The following is a 26213-nucleotide window of genomic DNA, read 5'->3' as shown; positions in this document are numbered from 1 at the left end:
CACAAAGGGCGGCGATGGACTACACTGGAACGATGCGCCGCCTGCTGATCCGCCAAACGAGGGATGCCACGCTGTCCGCCGACCAGGCGGAAGGCGTGGTGCGCGCGTTCGACCAGGCCCGCGTGCTCAACCGCGACGGCAAGACGATGCTGGTCGATTTCGACCCATGCGAGATCGAGCGGCTGCGCGAACGGCTGCCGGGCTGGCTGGTATCGGAGCAGGGGCCGCCGGTGCCGGTGCCGGATCACTGCCTGCATATCAAGACCTGAGCTATCACTGCTGTTATGAAGGCGCCGCGCTGCAGTTTTAAAACCAAAAGCGAAGAGCTGGGGTCAGACCCGCCGGGTCTGACCCCGGTCGTCGGTCTTGGGTCCGGCAAGCCCAGCGCCAGCCCGCTGTTACCGCGCGCGGATTAGAACTCTTCCCACTCATCCGCAGCCTTCACCGCAGGCTTGACGACAGCCGGCTTCTCCACGACGGCCGGCTTGACGGCAGCCGCCACCGGCCGCGCCAGCGCCGCCGGCTTGGCTACTGTCTGCTCGACCGCGACGGGCGCCGCCACGGCAGCACCAGTGCGGAAGAACGCCACCACCTGCGCCAGGTGCGCCGCCTGCTCCTGCATGCTCTGCGATGCCGCTGCCGCTTCCTCGACCAGTGCCGCGTTCTGCTGCGTCACCTCGTCCATCTGCGTGATGGCCGTGTTGATCTGGCCGATGCCGGTGGTTTGTTCCTGGCTGGCCGAGGCGATGTCGCCCATGATGTCGGTCACGCGCTGGATGCTCTGCACGATGTCGCCCATCGTCTGGCCGGCGTCGTGCACGAGGCGCGAACCTTCGTCCACGCTGGCCACCGATGCGGTGATGAGTTCCTTGATCTCGCGCGCGGCGGCGGCCGAGCGCTGCGCCAGCCCGCGCACCTCGTTGGCCACGACGGCGAAGCCGCGCCCCTGTTCGCCCGCGCGCGCCGCCTCGACGGCCGCGTTCAGCGCGAGGATATTGGTCTGGAAGGCGATGCCGTCGATGACGGCGATGATGTCGACGATCTTGCGCGACGATGTGTTGATGGTGCCCATCGTGTCCACCACCTGGGCGACGATGGCGCCACCCTTCACGGCCACCTGCGACGCGCTGCGTGCCAGCTCGTTGGCCTGCTGCGCGTTGTCCGCGTTCTGGCGCACGGTGGAGGTCAGTTCCTCCATCGACGACGCAGTCTCCTCCAGCGAGCTGGCCTGCTCTTCGGTGCGGGACGACAGGTCCATATTCCCCGCCGCGATTTCGCGCGACGCCGTGCCGATGGCTTCCGTGCCGCCGCGCACCTGCGTGACGACGTTCAGCAGCGCGTCGTTCATGCCCTTCAGCGCCTGTAAGAGCCGGCCCGTTTCGTCCTTGCGGTCGGCAACGATGGTGGACGACAGGTCGCCGCCCGCCACTGTCTCCGCCACCTTGAGCGCCTCGCCCAGCGGCTGCGTGATCGAGCGCGTGACGAGGTAGGCGACGGCGCAGCCGGCCAGCAGCGCGATGGCGCCCAGGGCCAGCATCAGCGTCTGCGTGCTGCCGTATACCGCGGTGGCTTGCTCGCCGGCGGCGTTGGCCTGCTCGGCCTCGTAGGCGATCAGTTCGTCCATCGCGGCCAGCACGCCGGTCAGGCTGGGCGCCGCTTCCTTCAGCAGGTAATCGGTGCCGTCCTGCACCTCGCCTTCCTTGCGCAATTCGATCAGCTTGTTGTTCTTGACGGCGCCTTCGGCCAGCAGCTTGTCGACGGTCGCCATCAGCGCCTTTTCCTTGTCGGTTGTCAGGCGCTTCACCAGCTCGGCCTTGGCCGCGCCGTAGCGCTTGCGGGCTTCCGCGACCTTCGCCAGCTCGGCGTTCATGGCTTCCGTGCTGGGCGTGACCATGATGGTGGTCAGCGACAGCGTGATATTGCGAATATTGTCGACCATCGTGTTGGCCGCGGCCAGCTTGACGTTCTTGTCGTGCACGATGTCGTGCGTGCGCTGGCCGATGCGGGCGAGCGACGTCAGGGCGAGGGCGATGATGGCCACCAGCAGCACGAGCACGGTGGCGAAACCGAGCCCGAGGCGGGCGCCGATCCGGAGGTTGGCGAGAGACATGTCTTCCCCACTTGATGTGATGATTGAAACGGCGGCTCGAGGCGGTCGCCCTTGCGTCCATTGTTGATCAAAAGGGACCGCATCGCCTATCGTCCAGCGCATTTCATCGAATGTTGTCTCACGGGAACAACGTATTCTTGTCGAGCCGCTCACGTTGCCGTTTGCATCCCGCCGTACAATGAACGGCAACCCGGGAGATCACGTGAAACGCGATTGGCAATCGACAATGGGACGACGTGAATGGCTGCTCAAGCGCAACTGCTCGCTGACGCCGCGCCAGACCGTCGCGGCCTGGGCGGTGCTGATGCTGCTGTCGCTGGCGATCGGCCTGGTCTGTGCCTGGCAGGGCGCCCCCTACGTGCTGGTGTTCTCGGCGCTCGAGATGACGGCGGTGACCGTGGCGTTCGTGATCTACAGCCGCCACGCGACGGACTTCGACCGCATCGTGCTGGAGCACGGCAGCCTGACGGTGGAGCAGGTACGAGGCGGGCGCAGCCGCCAGGTCCGCCTGCCGGCGCCGTGGCTACGCGTGTCGCCACCGGTGCGGCGGCGCGATCCGATCCGGCTGGCGGCGGGCGCGGTCACGGTCGAGGTGGGGCTGTATCTGCTGGAGGGGGAGCGGCGCGCGCTGGCGCAGGAGTTGCGGCGGGCGCTGGGGGAATAAAAAAACCTGCCACCGGCATGACTCCGGGGGCAGGCAAAGGCTTGGAATAAAACGGTATTAGCGGGAATTAGAAGCGGTAGCCGACGCCGACGCCGAACAGCACCGGATCGACCTTCACTTTGCTGGCCTTGACGCCGGCGATCATCACGTCGCTGCGCAGTTGCAGCTTTTTCACGTCCACGTTCAGCGACCAGTTCTGGTTCAGCTTGTAATCGAAGCCGGCTTGCAGCGCCAGGCCCCAGCTGTCGTGTTCCAGGCTGCCCTGGCCGTTCAGGATCTTGTTCTTGGAGAACGTCGTCCAGTTGATGCCGGCGCCCACGTAGGGGCTGATCGTCGCGCCCGGCATGAAGTGGTACTGGGCCAGCAGCGAAGGCGGCAGGTGCTTGAAGGTGCCGATGGTCTGGCCATCCAGATACACGTCATGCTTTTGCGGGTAGGTCAGCACCAGTTCCGCGGCGATGTTCGGGGTGAAGAAATAGGAGACGTCCAGCTCCGGGATGGTCTTGTCCGATACGCCGATGCGGTCCGAAGCGCCGACGCCAGCGACAGGGTCGGACTTGTCGGCCGGATCGATGTGGACGGCACGGGCACGTACCTGCCATGGCGAGGTTTGTGCGGCGGCACCGGCGGCCACCATGGTCATCGAGACGGCGAGAACTGCCAGGATTGCTTTTTTCATTTCACTTCCTCTTTCACATGTTGTTTTGTTGCCGAGAAGAAGTTTAGTGATGCGGCGCAGCAAAAACTTTGACCCAGATCAAAATTGTCCAAACGAATACACGGCGGTCGTTTCGGCGTAAGATGCACGCGGTGCTCCCGTAACCCCACCTTTTCAGGAGGCAGGCATGCAGCTGAACGTGAACGGACAGGTCAGGCAATTCGAGGCGGAGGAGGATACGCCGCTGCTGTGGGTACTGCGCGAGCAACTGGGCCTGACGGGCACCAAATACGGCTGCGGCATCGCGCAATGCGGCGCTTGCACCGTGCACATCGACGGCGAAGCCACGCGCAGTTGCGTGCGGCCCGTTTCCACCGTGACGGCGGCGCAGAAGATCGTCACGATCGAGGGACTGTCGCCGGACGGCTCGCACCCCGTGCAAAAGGCCTGGAGCGCACTGGACGTGCCGCAGTGCGGCTTCTGCCAGTCCGGCATGATCATGGCGGCCGCGGCGCTGCTGAAGGAAAAACCAAAGCCCACCGATGCCGACATCGACGCGGCCATGACAAACATCTGCCGCTGCGGTACCTACAACCGGGTGCGCAAGGCCATCCACGTGGTGGCGCGCGGCGGCGACGCCAAGACCGCGGGCCTCGCCATCGAACATCGCACCACCGGGAGCCAGGCATGAACGCCGTGCTGTCGCCCTCGCGCCGCCGCTTCCTGGGGCGCTCGGCCGCCACCGCCGCCGGCCTGGTGGTCGGCTTCCACATCCCGTTCGACGTGGCCGCGCAGGACGGCCAGGCGCCCGAGGTCAACGCCTGGGTGGTGGTCAAGCCGGACGACACCGTCGTCATCCGCATCGCCCGCTCCGAGATGGGGCAGGGCACGCTGACGGGGCTGGCGCAGCTGGTGGCCGAGGAGCTCGATGCCGACTGGTCGCGCGTCACCACGGAATATCCGACGCCGGGCACGAACCTGGCGCGCAAGCGCGTGTGGGGCAGCTTCTCCACGGGCGGCAGCCGTGGCGTGCGCGAATCGCACGACTACGTGCGCAAGGGCGGCGCAGCGGCGCGCACGATGCTGGTGCAAGCGGCGGCCAACCAGTGGAACGTGCCCGCCACCGAATGCCGCGCCGCGCGCAGCGTCATCACGCACGTGCCGAGCGGGCGCACGCTCACGTATGGCAGCGTGGCCGCGGCGGCCGGCAAGCTGGCGCCGCCGCAGGACGTGGCGCTGAAGGACCCGAAGGACTGGCAGATCGCCGGCAAACGCCTGGCCCGCCTGGACACGGTAGAGAAGACGACCGGCAAGCAGATTTATGGCATGGACCTGGTCCTGCCGGGCATGCTCAACGCGGCCATCAAGGACTGCCCGGTGTTCGGCGGCAAGGTGAAGAGTTTCAACGCGGATGCGATCAAGGACCGCCCCGGCGTCAAAAAGGTGCTGCAGGTGGGCGACTCCGCCATTGCGGTGGTGGCGGACACGTGGTGGCGCGCGAAAAGCGCGCTGGACGCGCTGCCGATCGAATGGGACAAGGGTCCGAACGCGAAGGTGTCCAGTGCGGACGTGGCGGCCACCCTGAAGGCCGGGCTGGACGCGCCCGATGCCGCCGTCGGCAATCAGAACGGCGACGCCAAAGCGGCCCTGGCCGGCGCGCCGCGCAAGCTGGAAGCCGTGTACTCGTACCCGCACCAGAACCACGCGACGATGGAGACGATGAACGCGACGGCGAAATGGACGCCGCAGCGCTGCGAGGTCTGGACGCCGACGCAGAACGGCGAGGCGGCGCTGGCGGCAGCGTCGGAAGCGGCCGGGCTGCCGCAAACGCAGTGCGAGGTCTACAAGCTGCACCTGGGCGGCGGCTTCGGCCGGCGCGGTGCCGTGCACGACTGGGTCACGCAGGCGGTCCTGATCGCGAAGGCGCTGCCGGGCACGCCCGTCAAATTGATCTGGTCGCGCGAGGAAGACATGCTGCACGGGCGCTACCACCCGGTCACCCAGTGCAAGCTGACGGCGGGCCTGGACAAGCAGGGCAACCTGACGGCGCTGCATATGCGCATCTCCGGCCAGTCCATCCTGGCGGCGGTGCTGCCGGCCAATATCAAGGACGGCAAGGACCCCGCCACGTTCCAGGGCCTCAATCCGCCAGGACCGGAAGCGTCGTTCGGCTACACGGTGCCGAACCTCCTGATCGACCATGCAATGCGCAACCCGCCGGTGCCGCCGGGCTTCTGGCGCGGCGTCAACCTGAACCAGAACGCCATCTACGTCGAGTGCTTCCTCGACGAGATCGCGCACGCGACGAAGCAGGATCCGCTGGCGCTGCGCCGCAAGCTGCTCAAGGACAGCCCGAAGCACCTGGCCGTGCTGAACGCGGTGGCGGACAAGGTCGGCTGGGGCAAGCCGCCGAAGAAAGGCATCTATCGCGGCCTGGCGCAGACCATGGGCTTCGGCAGCTACGTCGCCGCCTGCGCAGAGGTCTCGGTAAGTAAAGACGGCAAGCTCAAGATCCACCGCATCGTGGCCGCTACGGACCCGGGCCACGTCGTCAATCCGCAGCAGGTCGAGGCGCAGATCGAGGGCTCGTTCGTGTACGGCCTGTCGGCCGCGCTGTACGGCGCCTGCACGCTGAAGGACGGCCAGATGGAGCAATCCAACTTCGACACCTACCAAGTGATGAAGCTCGACGAGATGCCGGCGGTGGAATCGATCCTGATGCCTTCCGGCGGCTTCTGGGGCGGCGTGGGCGAGCCGACCATCGCCGTCGCCGCCCCGGCGGTCCTGAACGCGATCTTCGCCGCCACCGGCAAGCGCATCCGCGACCTGCCGCTGAAGAACCACAGCCTCAAAAAGGCCTGACGTGCATGCCGAGGAGCTGACCGAGGGGACTGACCCCGCCACTGCTGTCGCCCGCAAGGGATGGCAAGCGCTGGCAAGGGGGCTGTCCCCGGTGTTGCTGGCGTGTGCCGTCCTTCCACCAGCTCAAGGCCAAACCGACACGCTGCCGAATCCCCTCCCCAACACCACCCCGGGCGACCCCACCCGCGGCCGCGCCATCGTCGCCAACCGCCAGCTCGGCACCTGCCTGCTGTGCCACACGGCGCCAATTTCGGAAGAACCGTTCCAGGGCAATCTCGCCCCCAACCTGGCCGGCACGGGCAGCCGCTGGACGGTGCCACAACTGCGCCTGCGCGTGGCCGACCCGGCCCGCATCAATCCGGGCACGATCATGCCGTCGTATCACCGCGGCAGCGGCCTGGCGCGCGTGGCGCCGGCGCAGCAGGGCAAGCCGCTGCTGTCCGCGCAGCAGATCGAAGACGTGGTAGCGTACCTGGCCACGCTGCGCAATCCATCATGACTAGGCCAAATGTCCGCCGCCGCCAGCTGATCGCCGCAGGCACGCTGTCGGTACTGGTGCGTCCCGCCGCGGCCACGCCGGAGCGCATGGCGCAGGCCATCGCCGCGTACACGGGCGACGTCGCGCCGAAAACCGGCCGCGTCACGTTCGAGATCGCCCAGCTGATCGACAACGGCAACGCGGTCCCCGTCACGATCCGGGTGGACAGTCCGATGACGGCCACCGACCACGTCACCGGCATCGCCCTCTTCAACGAGAAGAACCCGGAGGCGGACGTGATCCGCTGCACGCTTGGTCCGCGCGCCGGCAAGGCCGAGGTCTCGACCCGCATCCGCCTCGCCACGTCGCAGCGGCTGACGGCGGTGGCAAAGCTGAGCGACGGCAGCTGCTGGCAGCAGACGGCGGACGTCATCGTCACGCTGGCTGCCTGCATCGAAGGAGAGGCACCGTGACCGCGCGCGCGCTGATCCATATGCCGGCCAGCGCCAAGGCCGGCGAGATCGTCGAGATCCGCGCGCTGATCGCGCATCCGATGGAATCGGGCTACCGGCCCGGCGCGGACGGCAAGCCGGTACCGCAGGACGTCATCCGCCGTTTTACCTGCACCTACGACGGCGAGCAGGTCTTCGCGGCCGAGCTGCATCCGGCCATCGCCGCCAATCCCTACCTGGCGTTCTTTACCCGCGCGACCGTCACGGGCACGCTGGAATTCACGTGGCGCGGCGATAACGGCTTCGCGAAAACGGAGCGCAAGACGCTGACGGTGGCGCCATGAGGCGCCTCGGCATCGCGCTGGCGCTGGTCGCCGCCAGCACAGCCGCGCAGGAGGCACGCAAGTCGGGCGCCGAATTCATGAGCGAGTCCACACGCGCCATGCAGCGCGACGACACACAAAATCCGGCGATGCTGTGGGTGGCGAATGGCGCCGCGCTGTGGGAGACAAAGGCCGGCAAGGCCGACCGGAGCTGCGCGGCCTGCCATGGCGACGCGGCCGGCATGCGCGGCGTGGCCGCCCGCTATCCTGCTTTCGACCGGGGCGCCGGCCGCGTGATCACGCTGGGCGAGCGCATCAACCTGTGCCGCACCGGCAAGCAGCAGGCACCGGCGTTCACGCCCGAGTCGGCAGCGTTGCTGGGCCTCGAGGCGCACGTGGCGCTGCAGTCGCGCGGCCTGCCGCTGGCACCGCCGGCGGATGCGGCCACGCGCGCGGCGGCGGCACGGGGTAAAGAACTGTACGGTCAGCGCATCGGCCAGCTCAACCTGTCGTGCGCGCAGTGCCACGACGATAATTGGGGCCGCAAGCTGGCCGGCGCCACGATCCCGCAGGCGCACGCCAACGCCTATCCGATCTACCGCCTGGAATGGCAGGGCATGGGCAGCCTGCAGCGGCGCCTGCGCAATTGCATGAGTGGGGTGCGCGCACAGGTGCCGCCGCTGGGCGCGCAGGAGCTGGTGGACCTGGAAGCGTGGCTGGCCTTGCGCGCGCAGGGCATGCCGCTGGAAACGCCTGGAGTACGACCGTGAAGGAATTGCGATGCGAGCGATAGCCTTACTGCTGCTGGCGGCAAGCGCGCCGGTCGCCGCGGCCGGACCGATCAGCGAAGGCGCGCGGCTCGCCGCCACGTGCACCGCCTGTCACAGCACCACGCCCGTCCAGGGCAACGCGCTGCCGCCCTTGGCCGGGCAGTCGCAGGAAGCGCTGCTGGCCAGCCTGCGCGCTTTCAAGGCCGGCACGCGTCCGGCAACGATCATGACGCAACTGGCCAAGGGCTACACGGACGAACAGCTGGCGCTGATCGCCGCGTGGTTCGCTGAGGCACCGGTGACAGGCTCCCATCCGCGGGTCTCCGACCCGTGGATGGGAGCCTGTCACCTCGGGTCTACCTCAAATTGCGCCGAGGTCCGCAAATGAAGCGCCGCACCTTCCTCGCGGCAGGCAGCACCGCAGCCCTGCTGTCCGCCTGCACGAGCGTGGCCCCGAAGGCGAAGCCCCACGTCGTGGTGGTCGGCGGCGGCTACGGCGGCGCCACGGCGGCCCGCTACGTGCGCCTGTGGAGCGGCGGCGACATCGACGTCACCTTGGTCGAGCCGAACCCCACGATGATCTCCTGCCCGCTGTCGAACCTGGTGCTGGGCGGCAGCCGCCGCATCGGCGACCTGACCTTGCGCTACGACGGGCTGGCCCGGCACGGCGTGCGCATCCTGGCCGACAGCGCGGCCAGCATCGACGTAGCCAGGCGCACCGTGGTGCTGGCCAGCGGCAGCCTGCTGGTGTACGACCGGCTGATCCTGTCGCCCGGCATCGAGTTCCTGATGAATGCCTTGCCGGGCCTGGCGGCGCCGGGCGCGCAGGAACGGGTGCTGCATGCATGGAAGGCGGGCGCGCAGACGACGGCGCTGCGCGCGCAGCTGGAAGCGATGCCCGACGGCGGCGTCTATGCGCTGGCGGTGCCGCCAGCGCCGTTTCGCTGCCCACCCGGACCGTACGAGCGCGCCTGCCAGGTGGCGTTCTACTTCAGCCGCCACAAGCCGCGCTCGAAAGTGCTGCTGCTCGATGCGAACGAGGACGTGGTGTCGAAAGGCCCGCTGTTCAAGCGCATCTGGCGCGAGCGCTACAAAGGCATCCTTGAGTACCGGCCCGGTTTTCGCACGGTGGACGTGGACGTGGCCGCGCGCACGACGGTCTCGGAACTGGGCGAGCGGGTACGGGCGGACGTGCTGAACGTGATCCCGCCGCACCGCGCTGGCGCGATCGCCGCGCAGACGGGCCTCGCCACTGCCAACGGCCGCTGGTGCGAGGTGGACTTCCGCACGTTCGAATCGACGCAAGCAGCGGGCATCCACGTCATCGGCGACGCGATCCAGACGGCGCCGCTGATGCCGAAGTCCGCCCACATGGCGAACCAGCACGGCAAGGTGTGCGCCGCGGCCGTGGTCGACCTGCTGGCCGGCCGCGCCCCCGCCGCCGCGCCGGTGCTGACGAATACGTGCTACAGCTTCGTCTCCGACCGCGACGTCATCCACGTCGCCTCGGTGCACGCCTATGACGCTGCCAAGAAGACGCTGCTGGTGGTGCCTGGCTCCGGCGGGCTGTCGAAAGAAGCCAGCGCGCTGGAGGGCACCTACGCCTTCAGCTGGGCCGCCAATATCTGGGCGGATACGCTGGGCTGATCAGGCGATCGTCGGCACGGTACCGCCCTCGGCGCGGATGGCGGCGCCATTGATGACGGCAGCTCGCTCGCTGGCCAGGAACGCGACGACATTCGCCACTTCCGCCGGCTTGGCCAGCCGATAGATCAGCGACGACGGCCGATTCTCGGCCATGAACTTGCGTTCCGCCTCCGCATACGCCAGGTCCGGATTGACCGATTCGATGAAGCCCTTCAGGCTTTCCGTCTCGGTGGGGCCGGGCAGCACGGCGTTGACAGTGACGGCGGTGCCCTTGGTCAGCTCGGCCAGGCTGCGCGAGATCGACAGCTGGGTTGCCTTGCTGGCGCTGTAGTGCGCCATCGCGGCCATCGGCGTCACGGCCACTTCGCTGGAGATGAACACCACGCGGCCGTGGCCACGTGCCAGCATCCCTTTCATATAGGTGCGCGCCAGGCGCACGCCGCTCCACACGTTAAAGTTGAACATCGCCTCCCAGTCCGCGTCCGTGGTCTCGAAGAAGTCGCTCAACTCGTAACGGCCCAGGTTGTTGACGAGGATGTCGATGTCCGGGTAGGCCGCACGCGCGATCTGCTCTGCGTCGGCAACGGCCATGTCGGCCACCAGCGGCTTGATGCGGGCGGCGTCGAAGCGCTGCGCCAGCGCCGTGATGGCCGCGTCGACGGCGTCCGCCGTGCGGCCGTTGACGATGACGGTGGCGCCATCCTCCAGCAACTGCGCCGCGATGGCGTGGCCGATACCGGCGGTGGAAGCGGTAACGAGGGCGGTCTTGCCGGCGAGGTGCAGGTTCATTCTGGTTTCTCCATGAGGTGTCGATGGAGGCAGTATCGCGCCGGCGTACTCCAGCGATAAGCCGCCATAATGGAATATCATCTGTGAATTCAATTCATGGATGAGGTCATGGACACACGCAGTTGGGAAATGACGGTGTTTGCCCGGGTGGTCGAGCTGGGCAGTTTCTCGGCCGCCGCCGACGCCTTGCGACTGACGCCATCGGCCGTCAGCAAGCTGGTCACGCGCACGGAGGAACGGCTGGGCGTCACCTTGCTGCAACGCTCGACGCGTCAACTGACATTGACGCCGGAAGGCCGCGCCTTTCACGAGGCCTGCCTGCGCATCCTGGCCGACATCGACGAAGCGGAGCTGGGCCTGGGCAGCGGCGGGGTGGCGCCGCGCGGCCTGCTGCGCGTGAACACGTCGGTCCCGTTCGGCACCCACCACGTGGTGCCGCTACTGGCCGCGTTCAGCGAACGTTATCCGGACGTGACGGTGGACCTGTCGCTGTCCGATGCGCTGGTGGACCTGCAGCGCGAGCAGACCGACGTCGCCATCCGGATGGGGCCCCTGGCGGACGCCACCTTCCGCGCCCGCAAGTTGGGCGACAGCCGCCGCGCCGTCGTCGCTTCCCCAGCCTACCTGGCCCGTCACGGCACGCCGGCCACGCCGGCCGACCTGGCCGCGTATCGCTGCCTGAACTTCAACTTCCGGCGCTCACGGGACGAGTGGCCCTTCGTGGTGGACGGCCGCGCGGAGCTGCTGCCGGTGCAGGGCGGCATGCTGACGAACAACGGCGAAACGATGCGCCAACTGGCGCTGGAGGGCCTGGGCATCGCGCGCCTGGGCATGTTCCATATCGCGCGCGATATCGCGGAAGGACGCCTTGTCGAGGTACTGGCGGCGTTCAATCCGGGTGACCTGGAAGAGATCCACATCATCTTCCGCAACCAGAAGCACATGCCGGCGCGGGTGCGGGTGTTTATCGATTTCCTCGTGGAGCGCTTCGAGGGACCAGTGCGCGGCTGGGTGGCAACACCGGTCTGATTCCGTTGTGGTAGCGCAAGCATGCGCGCCAACGGCTGTGTAAACATTGCCTCTCATCATTTTTTTGAGGCGGCGATGAATGCCCTCAGCGATTTCCTGCGGCTGCCCCGCGACCTGATCACGGACAACCGGCCGCTGAGACTGCGCATCGATCACCCGCGCATGCTGCTGGAGGACGTGCTGCTGCCGCAGCGGGTGGAGGGCGTGGAGTCGATCTGTGGTGGCTTCGAGTACCGCGTGTTGTGCGTGGCCCTCGACGCCTATCTGCCGCTGAAGGAATTCATTGCACTGCCGGCCGCCATCGACTTCGTGACGGACACGGGCGAGCTGCGCACAGTGGCCGGTATCGTCACGCAAGCCGCCAGCGGCGACAGCGACGGCGGCCTGGCGAGCTACCAGCTCGTTATCCGCGACGCGCTGGCGGTGATGGAAAAACGCATCAACACGCGCATTTTCCGCAACAAGAACGAAGTCGATATCGTCCGGTTGCTGGTCGGCGAATGGCAGCACATGAGCCAGGTGCTGGCCACCCAGTTCCGGCTCGAGGTGGACCCGATGGTCGGCATGGCCGACTATCCGCAGCGAGAATTCACGATGCAGCACAACGAGTCGGATGCCGCCTTCATCCGGCGGTTGCTGAAGCGCCGCGGCATCAACTGGCATTTCGCGCCGGACGCTGCCCGGGAGTACGTGGCGCACTGCATGGTGTTGTGGAACCATGCGGACAGCTGCCGGCCCAACGCCGCCGGCACGGTACGCTACCACCGCGACGGTGCGACCGAGGAACGCGACAGCATCACCAGCTGGAACGGCGTGCGCACGCTGCAGCCAGCCAGCGTCACACGCCACAGCTGGAATTACGCGGAACCGTATGCCCAGGCGTTGATGAGCGTGACGGCGGAAAGCCACGTCAGGAACTCCTTTGCCGGCGTCAGCGCGACGCTGAACGACTACCAGGTCGTGATGCCGCACGCCGGCGACAGCCACGGCGACCTGATGGCGTTGGGCACGTTGGCGATGCGGCGCCACGATTACGAGACCAAGTGCTTCCAGGGCGAGGGCAGCGTGCGCGCGTTCCGCGCCGGCGAGTACTTCACGCTGGCCGATCACGCGGAGATCGATCGTCACGCACCGGACGAGCGCGAGTTCATCATCACGGAGCTGCACGTCACGGCACACAACAATCTGCAGCGACAACTGGCAGCCCGTGTCGAGGGAATGTTCCAGCGCAGCCGCTGGTCGAGCGCCGACATGGCAGGCGAGCAGCGCTCGAAGATCCGCTTCACGGCAGTCCGTCGCGGCATCGACATCGTGCCGGCCTACGACGTGCGCACCGACCTGCCGGTGGTGCATACGCAAAGCGCTGTCGTGGTGGGGCCGGAGGGCGAGGACGTCTACTGCGACGAGCAGGGCCGCGTCAAGGTACGGTTTCCCGGCACGCGCGAACAGGACCATACGCACGCCTACGGCACCAGCGGCGCCTCGGACACGGAACGCGACTCCGCATGGATACGGGTGGCCAGCAGCTGGGCCGGCGAAGGCCCAGTGCCGATAAATCAATGCGGCGCGCTCAGCCTGCCGCGGGTGGGCTCCGAGGTGCTGGTCACGTTTCTCGGCGGTGACCCGGACAAGCCCGTCATCGTCGGCCAGCTGTACAACGGCAAGGGCCATCCACCGGCGCTGAGCGTCAACGGCACGCTGCCGGGCAACCGCTACCTCTCCGGCATGCGCTCGAAGGAGGTCAGGCAGGGCGGACGCGGCAACCAGCTGCGCTTCGACGACACGGCCGGCCAGATCAGCGCGCAGCTGGCCAGCGACCACGCGGCGTCGCAGCTGAACCTGGGTTATCTGACGCAGCCGCGGCGCGCCGGCTTCGGCGAGGAGCGCGGCCAGGGCGCGGAACTGCGCAGCGAAAAGCACGTGGCCGTGCGCGGCATCGAAGGCGTGCTGGTGACGGCGGAAAGCAGCGACAGCAAGACCGGACGCCACGTCGAACGCCCCGACCTGCTGCGCATCGCGGAAGGGCTGGAGAAGCTGGCGAAAGAACTGGCGGCACGCGCCACCGACCACGCCGGCGACAAGCCGGACGGCGACGCGCTGGCACAGCTGTTCCAGTCGGTACGGGAGCTGGAGCAGCAGGGCCGGCCCGTGGTGGCGCTGAGCGGACCGGCGGGCATCGTGGCCGGCAGCGGCGCCAATATCGCCCTGGGCGCCAGCACCGACATCGACGTGGTCAGCGCGAAATCGACGCACATCGCGGCCGGCGAGACCGCCACCATCCGCGCGGCGCAGGGCCTGAGCCTGTTCGCCAACGAAGGCGGCGCCAAGCTGACCGCAGCCAGCGGCAAGGTCACCATCCAGGCCCAGGACGAGCAGCTGGGGCTGCTGGCCAAGAAGGTCCTGGACATCATCAGCACGACGGACTGGATCACGATCAAGGCCAAGAAGGGCGTGCGCATCAACGGCGGCGGCACCGAGCTCGAATTGAGCGCGGGTGGCATCAAGGGCTATACGTCGGGCAAGCATCATATGTACGCGGCCGACCACCAGACCTTTCCCGGCCAGGACAAGCCGCAGCAATTCCCCGGCGAGACGCCGGTCCACAAGGTTTGCGTACCCTGCCTGCTGATCGCGGCGCAGGCCCACAGTCCATTCGCGCCATCGAAATGAACGATCTCGCCACCTATCTGTTGATCGACACCGCGCTGATCGATCCAGCGCCGCGCGTGCTGTGCTGGACCAATGCAAAGCGACGGCCCACGTGGCTGGTGCCGCTGTACGAGCGCCAGGCCCTCAAGGTCAGCCCGCTGCTGATCGATTTCGCGCAGGCGCACGCCGCCGGCGCCATGGCCGAGGTGATGGCGCTGGCAAACGGGCGCAGGCCGCAACTGCACCTGTCGGTCATCCACACGAACTTGCCGCTGCAGGCGTTGGCCGAACATCTGCGCCGCTTCATCTATTTCGTCAACGAACAGGGTGAGGAGCTGACGCTGCGCTTTGCGGACTGCCTGGTGCTGGCCGCATTGGCTACCGTGCTGACACCTGAGCAATGGGCTTTGTTCCATGGCCCAATACCGCTGTGGCAGGTCCACCAGCGCAACGGTGTGCTCACGCAGCTGCCTCCCGTCCTTGCCACACCGGACGCTGTTCTGCCGCTCATGTTGAGCGAGCAGCAAGTCACGGCATTGAAGGATGCGCTGGCGGTGGAACAGCTGCTCGCCAACTTGAGAACGATGCGGCCGGGCCAAAAGTTCGCTGCGACGCCGCTCGCGGAATACGAAATGGCGCGTTGGTCGCGGGATTTGTTCCGCTCCGCCGGCCATACCGATAACGCGACGTTGATGCTGCTGGCGCGCGGGGCGTTTGATACGCGTGGGCGAATTTTGCAGACGCCTGAATTGCGCAGGGTTCTGGCGTTGGAGGATATCGAAGCTGTGCGGGCGGGGATTGCGCGGTGTGTGATGGGGCAGTTGCCGCATGCTTCAATGTGGTCTAAGAAAACCTAGATGATGACTTTTTAAAGGAAATCCAAATGCGAGTATCCACAGCGCGAGTTTTAAAGTGGAGCCTGGCCGTTATCGTAACTGCGGCAGCATCAGGTTGTGTATCTCATTCTGAAAAAACTCTTAAATTAGTCAACCATCCTTACGATAGTACAGGCGTAATTGTTACTCCGATCCACCATATGGGCGGTGATTTTAGTGCGGAAAGAATATATGTGAACGGCTTTTCTTATGGTGATGCAGGGCGGGGCGGCGGAGGAGGAAGCCGGATGTGCTGCATAATGCTGCCATCAAAATGGCGTCCAGGGCTGGTAGCAAAGGTGAGCTGGACGGTACTCGATTGGCGTACAGAGAATGTCGAAGAAACAAAAAAGGGCATACACAAGAGCCTAATAGTAGACAGCGCATATGAAGCCGAGGTGCCTGTAGAGTATTACGCTACACCCGAGACCCTGTATGTTCATATTTTTGCAGCCGGTAGAGTAAGAGTGGTGAGCAGCATCTATGGACCTCAACATGAGCGTCATCCAGTCGCGCAGGATGATAACGGAGAGCGTTTTGCAACAGCTGCTGTGCGGGTAAGGAAGCAGGACGATGGTCAGCATTGGTCTGGATGGTAAGCCATGACCGAGGCCCTACTCACTTTGCGCATGTCAGCTACATCGACATCTCCGATTGCTGGAATTAGTATCTATCAGCCGTTGCCTTTAGATGCATCGAGCTGTGAGAAGTTGATACAAGTCGGCATATTTTTTGATGGCACTAATAATAACCGCTATCATGATGAGGCTTCCTTCGGTGACTCTAATGTGTCGCGGCTTTACGGGATGTATCCGAGTAACGAGCCAAGCGTACATAGGTTCTATGTTAACGGCGTTGGAACAGAATTCCCGGAGATAGCTGAAACAAAAAAATTGAAGTTCGGTTCCGCTTTCGGATCGGGCGGGTACGCAAGGATACTTTATGTGATACTGCAGGTAATTAATCAACTATATTTGGCGGTCTTTAATATCGAAATATACTCAGGTAATCAAGTAAAAGGCCTTTGTAGTAACAGGCGCGAAGCGGACTTGATTGCGGCTTTGCATGAGCTGGGCCGCGATCGCGGACTCCTCGATTTCGAGGAGGATGCTACGGCGAGAGAGAACTTTTTCTTCGAACAATTGAAAGCCTTCGAAGAAAAGCTGGTGGCAAGCAAAGTAAAACTCAAGGAGTGCATTCTTGATGTGTTCGGCTTTTCCCGCGGCGCAGCCCAAGCGCGCGTATTCTGCAGCTGGATCGAGCGCCTGACCATCGACGGCAAGCTGGCCGGCGTGCCGCTGACGATCCGCTTTCTCGGCATCTTCGATACGGTGGCATCCGCAGGCGTCATGGGCGCCGTTGGCAATACGATCGTGAATTCGACGGGTGGCCATTCCGGTTGGGCGCGCGCCAGGTATCTACGGATCAGCCCGAAGATCAAGAATTGCGTCCACCTGGTCGCCATGCATGAGATCCGCAAGAATTTTCCACTCGACGAAGTCTCGGTCGCCGGTGTGGTGCCGCCCAATTGCAGGGAGTTCGCCTATCCGGGATCGCATAGCGACGTCGGCGGCGGCTACGCGCCCGGCGAGCTTGGCCTGGCATGTGGCACCGATCCCGCCACGGCGGATGCGCACAAGCTGTCGCAAATCCCGCTGCGCCATATGATGGAGTGCGCGATCGCGGCCGGCGTACCCCTGCGGCCGAGCACCGAAGGCCGCTTCGCGATCGCCCCGGAACTGGAGAAGGCGTATCAAGCCTTCCTGACCGCTTCGGGAACATTTCCACGAATGCTGAGCGAATGGATGGCGCCGTACATGGCCTGGCGTTGGCAAATGCGGGCGCAATACGACCAGCTTGGCCATGTCAGCCGCGCTACAGGCGACAGGAAGTTCCTGATCGAGTCCAATGACCAGCTGGTCAAGGATGCACGCCGCGTGGGCTCTCGCGGCGACGAGAATCTGGCCGGAAAATTCGTGCATATGGCACGGTCGACCAAGCGCTTCGACCTGCAGCATCCGGAGTACAGGCAGGAAGAGCTCACGTCGTTCGACCCGGAAGCACCCGCACTGGTCGCGGCGGCAAGGGCGGCAGCGCCGGTGAATCCGGAACTGGCCGCGTTTTTCGACACCTATGTCCATGACTCGCTTGCAGGCTTCAGAAAGGACTACGTCGAGTCCACCGGCTACTGGCGCCACCGCCGCTGCTTCCGCGGCAGCGAGAACCCGGAACTGACGCAGCGTGCCGACCCATCCTCGAAGAGCGCAACCACGGCGTAACGATCATGAAGAACAGCAAAGGCAAGGGCGTGATCCGCCTGGGCGACAAGACCAGCCACGGCGGCTCCGTCATCTCGGCCGCGCCTGACCTGAAGGCACTCGGCAAGTGCGTGGCCGTCGAGGGCAATCAGGTGACCTGCCCGAAATGCAACGGCGTCTTCGCCATCACGCCGCAGGGCGGTGAACGCAAGCACCGGGGCAAGGAAGTGGCTTACGACGGCGACAAGGCCGCGTGCGGTGCCAAGCTGCTCTCGTCGATCGGCTGACTCCTAAAAGAAAAAAGAGGCCGAAGCCTCTTTTTTCTTGCCTGAACAGGAAACGATCAAACGTCGATATTCCCCGCCCGCAGCGCATTCGACTCGATAAAGTTCCGGCGCGGCTCGACATCGTCGCCCATCAGGGTCGTGAAGATCTGGTCGGCGGCAATCGCATCCTCGATCTGCACCTTCAGCAGACGCCGCACCGTCGGGTCCATCGTCGTTTCCCACAGCTGCTCGGGATTCATCTCACCCAGACCTTTGTAGCGCTGCTTGGACACGGTGCGTTCCGCTTCGTCGCGCAGCCAGTTCATCGCGTGGTGGAAGTCCACCACGGCAGATTCCTTGGTGCGCTCGCCTTCGCCGCGGCGGATCAGGGCGCCTTCGCCGATCAGGCCCGTGAACGTTTCGGCCGCCTTCGACAGCACGGCGTAGTCGGAGCCGCCCACGAAGTCGGCGTCGATCGTGCTGACCTTGACGTTACCGTGGTGCATGCGCTCGATCCACAGCAGGTGCTTTTCCGACAGCTCGTCCGAACGGACCGAGACCGTCACGCTGGCGTCGCCGATATTGTCCGACAGCGCCTGCGCCGAGGCGCGCGCGGCGTCCAGCGTCGACAGGTCCAGCTTCACGCCGGTCATGATCGCGGTCAGCGCAGCGCGGTCGATCACGCGCGTCAGGCGCGTCATGACGGCGTTGGCCAGGTTGTACTGACGCGCCAGTTCGGCCAGCGGCTCGCCGGTGATCGGGTCGGCGCCTTCGCGCGGCGTCAGCACGGCGGTGTTCAGCGCAACCGTCATCATGTACGTCGCTTCTTCCAGGTCGTCCTTCAGGTAGCGCTCGTCGCGGCCGGCCTTGACCTTGTACAGCGGCGGCTGGGCGATGTAGACGTGGCCGCGCTCGACCAGCTGCGGCATCTGGCGGTAGAACAGCGTCAGGAGCAGCGTGCGGATGTGGGCGCCGTCGACGTCCGCGTCAGTCATGATGATGATGCGGTGGTAGCGCAGCTTGTCGGCGTTGAACTCGTCCGGGCCGATCGACGTGCCCAGGGTCGCGATCAAGGTCGTGATCTGCTCGGAGGACAGCATCTTCTCGAAGCGCGCCTTTTCCACGTTCAGTACCTTGCCGCGCAGCGGCAGGATGGCCTGGAACTTGCGGTCGCGGCCCTGCTTGGCCGAGCCGCCTGCGGAGTCACCCTCGACGATGTACAGCTCGGACAGCGCCGGGTCCTTTTCCTGGCAGTCGGCCAGCTTGGCCGACAGGCCCAGGCCGTCCAGCACGCCCTTGCGGCGCGTCAGGTCACGCGCCTTGCGGGCCGCTTCGCGCGCGCGTGCCGCCTCGACGATCTTGCCGCAGATGATCTTGGCGTCGTTCGGCTTCTCCATCAGGAAGTCCGTCAGCGTCTTCGCGACGATTTCCTCGACCGGGCCGCGCACCTCCGACGACACCAGCTTGTCTTTCGTCTGCGACGAGAACTTCGGTTCCGGCACCTTCACCGACAGCACGCAGGTCAGGCCTTCGCGCATGTCGTCGCCGGCGATTTCGACTTTCGCCTTTTTCGCGAAGTCGTTCTCGTCGATGTACTTGTTGATCACGCGCGTCATCGCGGCGCGCAGGCCGGTCAGGTGGGTGCCGCCGTCGCGCTGCGGGATGTTATTGGTGAAGCACAGCACCTGCTCGTTGAACGCGTCGTTCCATTGCATCGACACGTCCACCGAGATCGTCGTGCCCTGGTCGGACTGGCGCTCGCCGGTGGCCTGGAACACGGTCGGGTGCAGCACGTTCTTGGCCTTGTTGATGTATTCGACGAAGCCGCGCGTGCCGCCTTCGAACGCGAACACTTCTTCCTTGCCGTTGCGCTGGTCGGTCAGCTTGATGTTGACGCCGTTGTTCAGGAACGAGAGCTCGCGGATACGCTTGGCCAGGATCTCGTAGTGGAACTCGACGTGCGTGAAGATCTGTTCGTCGGCCCAGAAGTGCACGTCGGTGCCGCGTTTATCCGTTTCGCCGATGACCTTGATTGGCGAGACCTGCACGCCGTCGCGCATTTCCAGTTCGCGGTTCTGGGGCACGCCGCGCACGAATTCCATCTGGTGCACCTTGCCGTCGCGGCGGATCGTCACGCGCAGCAGTTTCGAGAGCGCGTTCACGCACGAGACACCTACGCCGTGCAGGCCGCCGGACACCTTGTACGAGTTCTGGTCGAACTTGCCGCCCGCGTGCAGCTCCGTCAGCACAATCTCCGCGGCCGAACGCTTCGGCTCGTGCTTGTCGTCCATCTTCAGGCCAACGGGGATGCCGCGGCCGTTGTCGGTGATCGAGATCGAGTTGTCCGAGTGGATCGTCACGTGGATCTCGGAGCAGTAGCCCGCCAGCGCTTCGTCGATCGAGTTGTCCAGCACTTCGAACACGAGGTGGTGCAGGCCGGTGCCGTCCGAGGTGTCACCGATATACATGCCGGGGCGCTTGCGGACTGCCTCCAGACCCTCGAGGATCTGGATCGACGATGCGCCGTACTCTTCCTGTTTTGCCGGGATTTGTGGTGCGTTCTGGCTTTCGGACATGGACTACTTTCTCAATTAACTATGCTGTTTGGATCGGGACTGCGGTCGGGCGGGCGGATCAGATCCGCATCGGCATCACGACGTACTTGAAGTCGGGATTGTCCGGGATCGAGATCAGCGCGGACGAATTCGAGTCGCCCAGCGCCACGTTGACCTGGTCGCACTTCAGGTTGTTCAGCACGTCCAGCAGGTACGTGACGTTGAAGCCGATGTCGATGTTGTCGCCGCCGTAGTCGATTTCCAGTTCCTCGACCGCTTCTTCCTGGTCCGCGTTGGTGGACGAGATCTTCAGCGAACCGGGGCTGATGATGCAGCGCACGCCCTTGAACTTATCGCTCGTCATGATGGCCGCGCGCTGCAGGGAGCGCAGCAGCTCGTCGCGGCTGATCGTGAAGTCGTTCTTGTAGCCCTTCGGGATCACGCGCGTGTAGTCGGGGAACTTGCCCTCGACCAGCTTGGAGATCAGCTCGATGTCCGCGAAGCCCAGCTTGACCTGGTTGGCGGCGATGTCCAGCTGGACCGCCTCGTCGTTCTCTTCCAGCAGGCGCTGCAGCTCGATGATGGTCTTGCGCGGGATGATCACTTCCTGGCGCTCGAAGGCCTGCTCGGTTTTCACCTGGCAGAACGCCAGGCGGTGGCCGTCGGTGGCCACGGCGATGACGTTCTCGCCGTCCAGCACCAGCAAGAGGCCGTTCAGGTAGTAGCGGATGTCCTGCTGCGCCATCGCGAAGTGCACCATGTTGAACAGGTGCTTCAGTGTTTTCTGCGGCAGCGTGAACGAAGCGTTGAAGGCTTCCGCTTCCTGCACGGTGGGGAATTCCTCGGCGGCCAGGGTCTGCAGCGCGAAGCGCGATTTACCGCTTTGTACCGTCAGGCGCTTGTTCAGCAACGTCATGGTCACGTCGCCCGATTCGGGCAGCGCGCGCAGGATGTCGAGCAGCTTGCGCGCGGCCACGGTGGTGCCGGCCACGTCGGCGCTGGCGCCGATGTTCGCATGGGTCGTGATCTGCACTTCCGTATCGGTGGAGAGGAACGAGACGGCTTCGCCTTCCTTGCGGATGAGGATATTGGCCAGAATCGGCATGGTGTGCCGACGCTCGACAATACCGCTCACGATCTGCAGTGGCCGGAGTAGCGTATCTCGGGTGGTTTTGACCAGTTGCATAAATATCCTCGATAAAAAATTAATAACTCGACAGAGTGGTAATTCTAGTGGCTAAGGCTGAGCTACGTCCGCCCCAGCCGCGGCCCTGCATGGCCGCGTCGTTCGGCAGGCGCGGAGCATGCTCCGCGAATTCCCTGCCTCACCCCTTCAGCGTCTGTTCCAACACGTGCAGCTCATGGTTGCACTCCGGGTTCTTGGTCCGGTCCTGCGCGATCTTGCGTACCGCGTGCAGCACGGTGGTGTGATCGCGCCCGCCGAACAGCTCGCCGATCTCCGGCAGGCTTTTCTGCGTCAGCTCCTTGGCCAGGTACATGGCGATCTGGCGCGGCCGCGCGATGTTGGCGGGGCGGCGCTTCGAATACATGTCGGCGACCTTGATGTTGAAGAAGTCCGCCACCGTCTTCTGGATGTTCTCCACGCTGATCTGGCGGTTCTGCACCGACAGCAGGTCCTTCAAGGCTTCCTTGACGATGTCGATCGAGATGTCCTTGCCGTGGAAGCGCGAGTAGGCCAGGATCTTGCGCAGCGCGCCTTCCAGTTCGCGCACGTTCGAGCGCAGGTGCTTGGCCACGAAGAAGGCCACGTCGTCCGACAGCGTCACGCCTTCCGACTTGGCTTTCTTCAGCAGGATCGCCACGCGCATTTCCAGTTCCGGCGGCTCGATCGCCACCGTCAGGCCCGAGTCGAAGCGCGAGATCAGGCGGTCGTCCATGCCGGTGATCTCTTTCGGATACGTGTCCGACGTGATGATGATCTGCTTCTTGGCCGCGATCAGCGCTTCGAACGCATAGAAGAACTCTTCCTGCGTGCGGCTCTTCCCGCCGAAGAACTGGATATCGTCGATCAGCAGCATGTCCAGCGAGTGGTAGTAGTGCTTGAAGTCGTCGAAGCCCTTGCGCTGGTAGGCCGTGACCACGTCGCGCACGTACTGCTCGGCGTGGATGTAGCGGATGCGCGCGCCCGGCTGGTCGGCCATCACCTGGTTGCCGATCGCATGGATCAAGTGGGTCTTGCCCAGGCCCACGCCGCCGTAGAAGAACAGCGGGTTGTACGACACGCCCGGGTTGTTCGCCACCTGGATCGCGGCGGCGCGCGCCAGCTGGTTGGCCTTACCGGTGACGAAGCTGTCGAACGTCAGGTCGGTGTTGATGCGGCTTTGCTCGCGCCCGCGCGCATTGGCGAAATCGTTGGCGGTCGATGGCGCGGCGCTGGCCGGGCTTTCGACGGTGCGCACGTCGGCCACGTGCACGGCCGGCGCGTCGACGCTGTTGCCGGTGCCGCCGCCGATGCCGCCATTGACGGTCGGTGGCGACACCTTGCGGGCCGGGTTGGTGCGCGGGTCGAGCACGAACTGCACCTCCGTCGGCGCCTCCCAGTATTGCGATGCAAGGGCGGTGATGCGACTGGCGAACTGGGACTTGACCCAGTCGAGCTTGAAGCGATTGGGCGCAGCAATGCGCAGCTTGCCGTTCTCGTAGTCGAGCGGTACAAGCGGTTTAATCCACGCGCTGAATTGTTGCGGCGTCAGCTCCAGTTCCAGTTGGGCGGAACAGGTCTGCCAGAAATTTTCCATGAATCGTCTATCTAAAAGCAAAGGGAGGGCACCCGAGGTTCCCGGTCAGCATGCTGCGTCGTCGGCCGGGAGCGTCTGACGCTTCCTGGCGACAAGTGCAACGCATGCAACGAAACCTCGTGCGCGCCACACGTAACACGCTATTCTAACTCCGAACCCAACAAGTTATCCACAGGGTTGTTCCAATTTTTTGCGTAAAACGGCGTGCCGGCGCCGGTGCGCGCGGGGCCGTTCGCTGTTGACAAGCACCCTCCAAATGCTGATAATTCAGGGTTCCCCGCCCGTACTCCGTGATTTTTCAGTTTACGATCAGCGCGGATGAAGCGGGCGATGAGATTGGCCAGCTTGTGCCGGACGTGTTGGCATAAGTGCGCGAAATGTCATTGGCACCAATAACTGAAGGGATTCCCTGGCGTACAGCTGAAGTTCAGTGCCGTACGGCAGGCCCGATTTTGCATTTTTTTGCTTCTTTAGCGAGACCAACATGAAACGTACTTACCAACCTTCCGTCGTGCGCCGCAAGCGTACCCACGGTTTCCGTGCTCGTATGGCTACCCGTGGCGGCCGTCAGGTCCTGAACGCACGCCGCGCCAAAGGCCGCAAGCGTCTGGCTGTATAAGCCAAAGCTTGTTCGTCGAGCGTGGACAGTAGTTCCAACGGCTCTTCAGGCGAAGGTTCCCACGACTTCGCGCGCGCTCGGCGCATCGTTAAAACGGATGAATTTTCATCCGTTTTTCGTTTGCGCCCGGCTCAGAAAAGCGCGCACTTCGTGCTCTATACCCGCCAGAATCAGCTGCCTCATGCGCGGCTGGGAGTTGTCGTTGCCAAACGGCTCGCACCGCGCGCCGTCACGCGCAACACCATCAAACGCGTCACCCGCGAGTTGTTCCGCGTGACCGGCCTGCCCGCCATCGATTGCGTGGTGCGGCTGGCGAAGCCGGTCAACACCAAGGCCGGCCCGGCCACGACGGCCAGGCTGAAGGCCGAGCTGCGCGTCGAACTGGCGCGCCTGTTCGCGGCCCAGAGCAAGGCCCGGCCCGCGCGATGAAAACCATCCTGACCTTCCTGTTGCGGGGTTACCAGGTCGCCATCAGTCCCCTGATGGGCCCGAGCTGCCGGTTCTATCCGAGCTGCTCGAACTACGCACTGGAAGCGCTGCGCGTGCATGGCGCGGCCAAGGGCAGCTGGCTCGCGGCACGCCGCATCTGCCGCTGCCACCCGTGGCATCCGGGCGGGCTCGATCCCGTCCCGCCGCGGCATTCTTCGACCGCTTGCGGTTGCAACCACTCCTGATTTGACCCAATGGATATCAACAAACGCACCATCCTGTGGATCGTCTTCGCTGTTTCGCTGGTCGCCCTGTGGAACGAGTGGATGATCTCGTCCGGCCGGCCATCGATGTTCGCGCCGGCCCAGACCGCGCCGGCCACCGAGGCCAAGGCCGGTAACGCCGCCAACAGCGGCGTGCCCGCGGCCGTGGGCACCGCCACCGTGGCCGGCGCCGCCGCCGTGCCGGGCAGCGCCGCGCCATTCAAGAGCGAGGTCGTGACGATCACGACGGACGTCTTCAAGGTCGATATCGACACGCTGGGCGGCCAGATCAAGCGCCTGGAACTGCTCAAGTTCAAGGACGGCATCGATCCGAACAAGAACCAGCAGCTGTTCCAGCAGGGCGGCAACCGCGTCTACCTGGCGCAGACGGGCCTGGTCGGCGCGCCTGGCCTGCCGAACCACCACACGGGCTTCACGGTCCGTCCGGGTCCGCGCACGCTGGACGCCGCCGGCCAGCTGCAGGTCGTCATGGACGCGGAGCAGAACGGCGTCAAGCTGACCAAGACGTTCACGTTCAAGCGCGGCGACTACGTCATCGACGTGCGCCACGACGTCACCAACACCGGCACCGCGCCGCTGAAACCGGAGCTGTACCTGCAGCTGGTCCACGACGGCAACAAGCCGGAAGGCTCGTCCTGGTTCAACCCGAGCTTCACCGGCCCGACGCTGTACACGGACGCCGACAAGTACAAGAAGCTCACCTTCGAGAAGATCGAGAAGGAAGACGCGGCACAAAAGGAAAATCCGGGCAAGCCGTTCACGCCGGATCACCCGACCAAGGCCGACAACGGCTGGGTCGCGATCTCGCAGCACTTCTTCGTCTCGGCACTGGTACCGCAGGCGAAGCAGATGCATGACATCTTCACCCGCAAGGTGGACACCAACACGTACGCGATCGGCGTCGTGCAGCCGCTGGGCACCCTGGCGCCGGGCGCCACGATCTCGAACAGCGCCAAGCTGTATTCCGGCCCGCAGGAAGAGCAGGCGCTGGAACGCGTGTCGCCTGGCCTCGAACTGGTCAAGGACTACGGCATGCTGACGATCGTCGCCAAGCCGATGTACTGGGTGATGGAAAAGATCCACGGCGCGCTGGGCAACTGGGGCTGGACGATCATCGCCTTCACGATCCTGATCAAGCTGGTGTTCTTCCCGCTGTCGGCCGCGAGCTACCGCAGCATGGCGCGCATGAAGGTGGTGACGCCGAAGATGACGGCCATCCGCGAGCGCTACAAAGGCGACCCGCAGAAGATGAACCAGGCGATGATGGAGCTGTACAAGACCGAGAAGATCAACCCGCTGGGCGGCTGCCTGCCGATCATCGTGCAGATGCCGATCTTCATCGCCCTGTACTGGGTGCTGAACGCTTCGGTCGAGATGCGCGGCGCGCCATGGATCTGGTGGATCCACGACCTGACCCGTCCGGACCCGTTCTTCATCCTGCCGGTGCTGTACGCGATCTCGATGTTCGTGACGATGAAGCTGAACCCGCAGCCGGCCGATCCGACCCAGGCGAAGATGATGCTGTTCATGCCGCTGATCTTCTCCGTGATGTTCCTGTTCTTCCCATCCGGCCTGGTGCTGTACTGGGTGGTCAACAACCTGTTCTCGATCGCCCAGCAGTGGGTCATCACGAAAAAGCTGGCGCCTGACGCGAAATAACGTCCGTTGCCAAAAAATAGGGACAGACCCCATTTTTCAGGAAACTTTTCCTGAAAAGGGGGGCTGTCCCTTTTTTCA

At 64.8% G+C, this 26213-nt stretch carries 26 protein-coding genes; 20 read left to right on the top strand and 6 right to left on the bottom strand.

Features of this window, described 5'->3' with window-relative positions; all coding sequences use genetic code 11:
* The first annotated feature begins 14 nt into the window (after positions 1–14).
* Positions 15–269 (top strand): hypothetical protein, encoded by a 255-nt coding sequence (locus E7V67_025540; GenBank protein ID WUR13013.1) that lies wholly within the window; start codon positions 15–17, stop codon positions 267–269.
* A 143-nt stretch (positions 270–412) separates the two neighbouring features.
* On the opposite strand, the gene E7V67_025535 is transcribed toward E7V67_025540, so the two are convergent.
* A complete protein-coding gene (locus E7V67_025535; protein WUR13012.1) occupies positions 413–2110 on the bottom strand; it encodes a methyl-accepting chemotaxis protein in 1698 nt (565 codons plus the stop codon).
* 226 nt (positions 2111–2336) lie between these two features.
* On the opposite strand from E7V67_025535, the gene E7V67_025530 reads away from it, so the two are divergent.
* Complete coding sequence (locus E7V67_025530; protein ID WUR13011.1) at positions 2337–2774, top strand: DUF2244 domain-containing protein; 438 nt, start codon at positions 2337–2339, stop codon at positions 2772–2774.
* Between the two features lie 67 nt (positions 2775–2841).
* Here the strand turns inward: E7V67_025530 and E7V67_025525 are convergent, their stop codons facing one another.
* Positions 2842–3453, bottom strand: coding sequence for an OmpW family outer membrane protein (locus E7V67_025525; GenBank protein WUR13010.1), 612 nt, complete (start codon positions 3451–3453; stop codon positions 2842–2844).
* Positions 3454–3619: 166 nt separating this feature from the next.
* On the opposite strand from E7V67_025525, the gene E7V67_025520 reads away from it, so the two are divergent.
* From E7V67_025520 to E7V67_025485, 8 genes are read left to right on the top strand one after another with little or no spacing between them, the layout of a single operon-like run.
* Positions 3620–4123, top strand: coding sequence for a (2Fe-2S)-binding protein (locus E7V67_025520; GenBank protein ID WUR13009.1), 504 nt, complete (start codon positions 3620–3622; stop codon positions 4121–4123).
* Positions 4120–6294 (top strand): molybdopterin cofactor-binding domain-containing protein, encoded by a 2175-nt coding sequence (locus E7V67_025515; GenBank protein ID WUR13008.1) that lies wholly within the window; start codon positions 4120–4122, stop codon positions 6292–6294. The genes E7V67_025520 and E7V67_025515 overlap by 4 nt, the downstream gene beginning before the upstream one ends.
* Before the next feature lies 1 nt (position 6295).
* Entirely contained in the window at positions 6296–6793 is a 498-nt protein-coding gene (gene soxX, locus E7V67_025510) for a sulfur oxidation c-type cytochrome SoxX (GenBank protein WUR13007.1), read from the top strand.
* Complete coding sequence (locus E7V67_025505; protein WUR13006.1) at positions 6790–7245, top strand: SoxY-related AACIE arm protein; 456 nt, start codon at positions 6790–6792, stop codon at positions 7243–7245. Before soxX ends, E7V67_025505 begins: the two co-directional genes overlap by 4 nt.
* The gene (gene soxZ, locus E7V67_025500) at positions 7242–7568 is read left to right on the top strand and encodes a thiosulfate oxidation carrier complex protein SoxZ (protein ID WUR13005.1); all 327 of its coding nucleotides are present in this window, start codon (positions 7242–7244) and stop codon (positions 7566–7568) included. The genes E7V67_025505 and soxZ overlap by 4 nt, the downstream gene beginning before the upstream one ends.
* The gene (gene soxA / locus E7V67_025495; GenBank protein ID WUR13004.1) at positions 7565–8317 is read left to right on the top strand and encodes a sulfur oxidation c-type cytochrome SoxA; all 753 of its coding nucleotides are present in this window, start codon (positions 7565–7567) and stop codon (positions 8315–8317) included. Before soxZ ends, soxA begins: the two co-directional genes overlap by 4 nt.
* 10 nt (positions 8318–8327) lie before the next feature.
* Positions 8328–8705, top strand: coding sequence for a c-type cytochrome (locus E7V67_025490; GenBank protein ID WUR13003.1), 378 nt, complete (start codon positions 8328–8330; stop codon positions 8703–8705).
* On the top strand, positions 8702–9964 hold the full coding sequence (locus tag E7V67_025485; protein WUR13002.1) for an NAD(P)/FAD-dependent oxidoreductase: 1263 nt from the start codon (positions 8702–8704) through the stop codon (positions 9962–9964). Before E7V67_025490 ends, E7V67_025485 begins: the two co-directional genes overlap by 4 nt.
* Here the strand turns inward: E7V67_025485 and E7V67_025480 are convergent, their stop codons facing one another.
* On the bottom strand, positions 9965–10753 hold the full coding sequence (locus E7V67_025480) for an SDR family NAD(P)-dependent oxidoreductase (protein ID WUR13001.1): 789 nt from the start codon (positions 10751–10753) through the stop codon (positions 9965–9967). It lies immediately after the preceding gene.
* A gap of 108 nt (positions 10754–10861) precedes the next feature.
* Here E7V67_025480 and E7V67_025475 point away from each other — a divergent pair, with 108 nt between their 5' ends.
* The 6 genes from E7V67_025475 (at position 10862) to E7V67_025450 (ending at position 17851) form a co-directional block, all read left to right on the top strand.
* A complete protein-coding gene (locus E7V67_025475; protein ID WUR13000.1) occupies positions 10862–11782 on the top strand; it encodes a LysR family transcriptional regulator in 921 nt (306 codons plus the stop codon).
* A gap of 75 nt (positions 11783–11857) precedes the next feature.
* Positions 11858–14452 carry a type VI secretion system Vgr family protein gene (locus E7V67_025470; GenBank protein WUR12999.1) on the top strand — a complete coding sequence of 865 codons (2595 nt, stop codon included), beginning with the start codon at positions 11858–11860 and terminating at the stop codon, positions 14450–14452.
* Positions 14449–15288 carry a DUF4123 domain-containing protein gene (locus E7V67_025465; GenBank protein ID WUR12998.1) on the top strand — a complete coding sequence of 280 codons (840 nt, stop codon included), beginning with the start codon at positions 14449–14451 and terminating at the stop codon, positions 15286–15288. Before E7V67_025470 ends, E7V67_025465 begins: the two co-directional genes overlap by 4 nt.
* A gap of 26 nt (positions 15289–15314) precedes the next feature.
* A complete protein-coding gene (locus tag E7V67_025460) occupies positions 15315–15905 on the top strand; it encodes a DUF3304 domain-containing protein (protein ID WUR12997.1) in 591 nt (196 codons plus the stop codon).
* A 3-nt stretch (positions 15906–15908) separates the two neighbouring features.
* Positions 15909–17585, top strand: coding sequence for a DUF2235 domain-containing protein (locus E7V67_025455; GenBank protein ID WUR12996.1), 1677 nt, complete (start codon positions 15909–15911; stop codon positions 17583–17585).
* Positions 17586–17590: 5 nt separating this feature from the next.
* Positions 17591–17851: a PAAR domain-containing protein gene (locus tag E7V67_025450; GenBank protein WUR12995.1), complete on the top strand. Its 261-nt coding sequence runs from the start codon at positions 17591–17593 to the stop codon at positions 17849–17851.
* A 56-nt stretch (positions 17852–17907) separates the two neighbouring features.
* Here the strand turns inward: E7V67_025450 and gyrB are convergent, their stop codons facing one another.
* From gyrB to dnaA, 3 genes are all read right to left on the bottom strand, one after another.
* Positions 17908–20406: a DNA topoisomerase (ATP-hydrolyzing) subunit B gene (gyrB, locus tag E7V67_025445; protein WUR12994.1), complete on the bottom strand. Its 2499-nt coding sequence runs from the start codon at positions 20404–20406 to the stop codon at positions 17908–17910.
* Between the two features lie 58 nt (positions 20407–20464).
* Entirely contained in the window at positions 20465–21571 is a 1107-nt protein-coding gene (gene dnaN / locus E7V67_025440) for a DNA polymerase III subunit beta (protein ID WUR12993.1), read from the bottom strand.
* A 139-nt stretch (positions 21572–21710) separates the two neighbouring features.
* Complete coding sequence (dnaA, locus tag E7V67_025435; protein ID WUR12992.1) at positions 21711–23144, bottom strand: chromosomal replication initiator protein DnaA; 1434 nt, start codon at positions 23142–23144, stop codon at positions 21711–21713.
* Between the two features lie 484 nt (positions 23145–23628).
* On the opposite strand from dnaA, the gene rpmH reads away from it, so the two are divergent.
* From rpmH to yidC, 4 genes are read left to right on the top strand one after another with little or no spacing between them, the layout of a single operon-like run.
* Positions 23629–23763 carry a 50S ribosomal protein L34 gene (gene rpmH / locus E7V67_025430; GenBank protein ID WUR12991.1) on the top strand — a complete coding sequence of 45 codons (135 nt, stop codon included), beginning with the start codon at positions 23629–23631 and terminating at the stop codon, positions 23761–23763.
* Between the two features lie 21 nt (positions 23764–23784).
* Positions 23785–24192, top strand: coding sequence for a ribonuclease P protein component (gene rnpA, locus E7V67_025425; GenBank protein ID WUR12990.1), 408 nt, complete (start codon positions 23785–23787; stop codon positions 24190–24192).
* Entirely contained in the window at positions 24189–24437 is a 249-nt protein-coding gene (gene yidD / locus E7V67_025420; protein ID WUR12989.1) for a membrane protein insertion efficiency factor YidD, read from the top strand. The genes rnpA and yidD overlap by 4 nt, the downstream gene beginning before the upstream one ends.
* Positions 24438–24446: 9 nt before the next feature.
* Positions 24447–26135 (top strand): membrane protein insertase YidC, encoded by a 1689-nt coding sequence (yidC, locus tag E7V67_025415; protein WUR12988.1) that lies wholly within the window; start codon positions 24447–24449, stop codon positions 26133–26135.
* The last annotated feature ends 78 nt before the right edge of the window (positions 26136–26213 follow it).

Origin of the sequence: [Empedobacter] haloabium, assembly GCA_008011715.2 — a bacterium.
In the GTDB taxonomy this organism is placed as follows: domain Bacteria; phylum Pseudomonadota; class Gammaproteobacteria; order Burkholderiales; family Burkholderiaceae_D; genus Rugamonas; species Rugamonas haloabia.
The sequence above is the reverse complement of the archived record's forward strand: the minus strand, read 5'-3'. Positions and strand labels throughout refer to the sequence as shown.

Excerpts from the sequence above, each read along its gene's own strand:
- E7V67_025540 (WUR13013.1), top strand. The coding sequence starts at position 15 with ATGGACTACACTGGAACGATGCGCCGCCTGCTGATCCGCCAAACGAGG.
- E7V67_025535 (WUR13012.1), bottom strand. The coding sequence starts at position 2,110 with ATGTCTCTCGCCAACCTCCGGATCGGCGCCCGCCTCGGGCTCGGTTTC.
- E7V67_025530 (WUR13011.1), top strand. The coding sequence starts at position 2,337 with ATGGGACGACGTGAATGGCTGCTCAAGCGCAACTGCTCGCTGACGCCG.
- E7V67_025525 (WUR13010.1), bottom strand. The coding sequence starts at position 3,453 with ATGAAAAAAGCAATCCTGGCAGTTCTCGCCGTCTCGATGACCATGGTG.
- E7V67_025520 (WUR13009.1), top strand. The coding sequence starts at position 3,620 with ATGCAGCTGAACGTGAACGGACAGGTCAGGCAATTCGAGGCGGAGGAG.
- E7V67_025515 (WUR13008.1), top strand. The coding sequence starts at position 4,120 with ATGAACGCCGTGCTGTCGCCCTCGCGCCGCCGCTTCCTGGGGCGCTCG.
- E7V67_025505 (WUR13006.1), top strand. The coding sequence starts at position 6,790 with ATGACTAGGCCAAATGTCCGCCGCCGCCAGCTGATCGCCGCAGGCACG.
- soxA (WUR13004.1), top strand. The coding sequence starts at position 7,565 with ATGAGGCGCCTCGGCATCGCGCTGGCGCTGGTCGCCGCCAGCACAGCC.
- E7V67_025490 (WUR13003.1), top strand. The coding sequence starts at position 8,328 with ATGCGAGCGATAGCCTTACTGCTGCTGGCGGCAAGCGCGCCGGTCGCC.
- E7V67_025485 (WUR13002.1), top strand. The coding sequence starts at position 8,702 with ATGAAGCGCCGCACCTTCCTCGCGGCAGGCAGCACCGCAGCCCTGCTG.
- E7V67_025480 (WUR13001.1), bottom strand. The coding sequence starts at position 10,753 with ATGAACCTGCACCTCGCCGGCAAGACCGCCCTCGTTACCGCTTCCACC.
- E7V67_025475 (WUR13000.1), top strand. The coding sequence starts at position 10,862 with ATGGACACACGCAGTTGGGAAATGACGGTGTTTGCCCGGGTGGTCGAG.
- E7V67_025470 (WUR12999.1), top strand. The coding sequence starts at position 11,858 with ATGAATGCCCTCAGCGATTTCCTGCGGCTGCCCCGCGACCTGATCACG.
- E7V67_025465 (WUR12998.1), top strand. The coding sequence starts at position 14,449 with ATGAACGATCTCGCCACCTATCTGTTGATCGACACCGCGCTGATCGAT.
- E7V67_025460 (WUR12997.1), top strand. The coding sequence starts at position 15,315 with ATGCGAGTATCCACAGCGCGAGTTTTAAAGTGGAGCCTGGCCGTTATC.
- E7V67_025455 (WUR12996.1), top strand. The coding sequence starts at position 15,909 with ATGACCGAGGCCCTACTCACTTTGCGCATGTCAGCTACATCGACATCT.
- E7V67_025450 (WUR12995.1), top strand. The coding sequence starts at position 17,591 with ATGAAGAACAGCAAAGGCAAGGGCGTGATCCGCCTGGGCGACAAGACC.
- gyrB (WUR12994.1), bottom strand. The coding sequence starts at position 20,406 with ATGTCCGAAAGCCAGAACGCACCACAAATCCCGGCAAAACAGGAAGAG.
- dnaN (WUR12993.1), bottom strand. The coding sequence starts at position 21,571 with ATGCAACTGGTCAAAACCACCCGAGATACGCTACTCCGGCCACTGCAG.
- dnaA (WUR12992.1), bottom strand. The coding sequence starts at position 23,144 with ATGGAAAATTTCTGGCAGACCTGTTCCGCCCAACTGGAACTGGAGCTG.
- rpmH (WUR12991.1), top strand. The coding sequence starts at position 23,629 with ATGAAACGTACTTACCAACCTTCCGTCGTGCGCCGCAAGCGTACCCAC.
- yidD (WUR12989.1), top strand. The coding sequence starts at position 24,189 with ATGAAAACCATCCTGACCTTCCTGTTGCGGGGTTACCAGGTCGCCATC.
- yidC (WUR12988.1), top strand. The coding sequence starts at position 24,447 with ATGGATATCAACAAACGCACCATCCTGTGGATCGTCTTCGCTGTTTCG.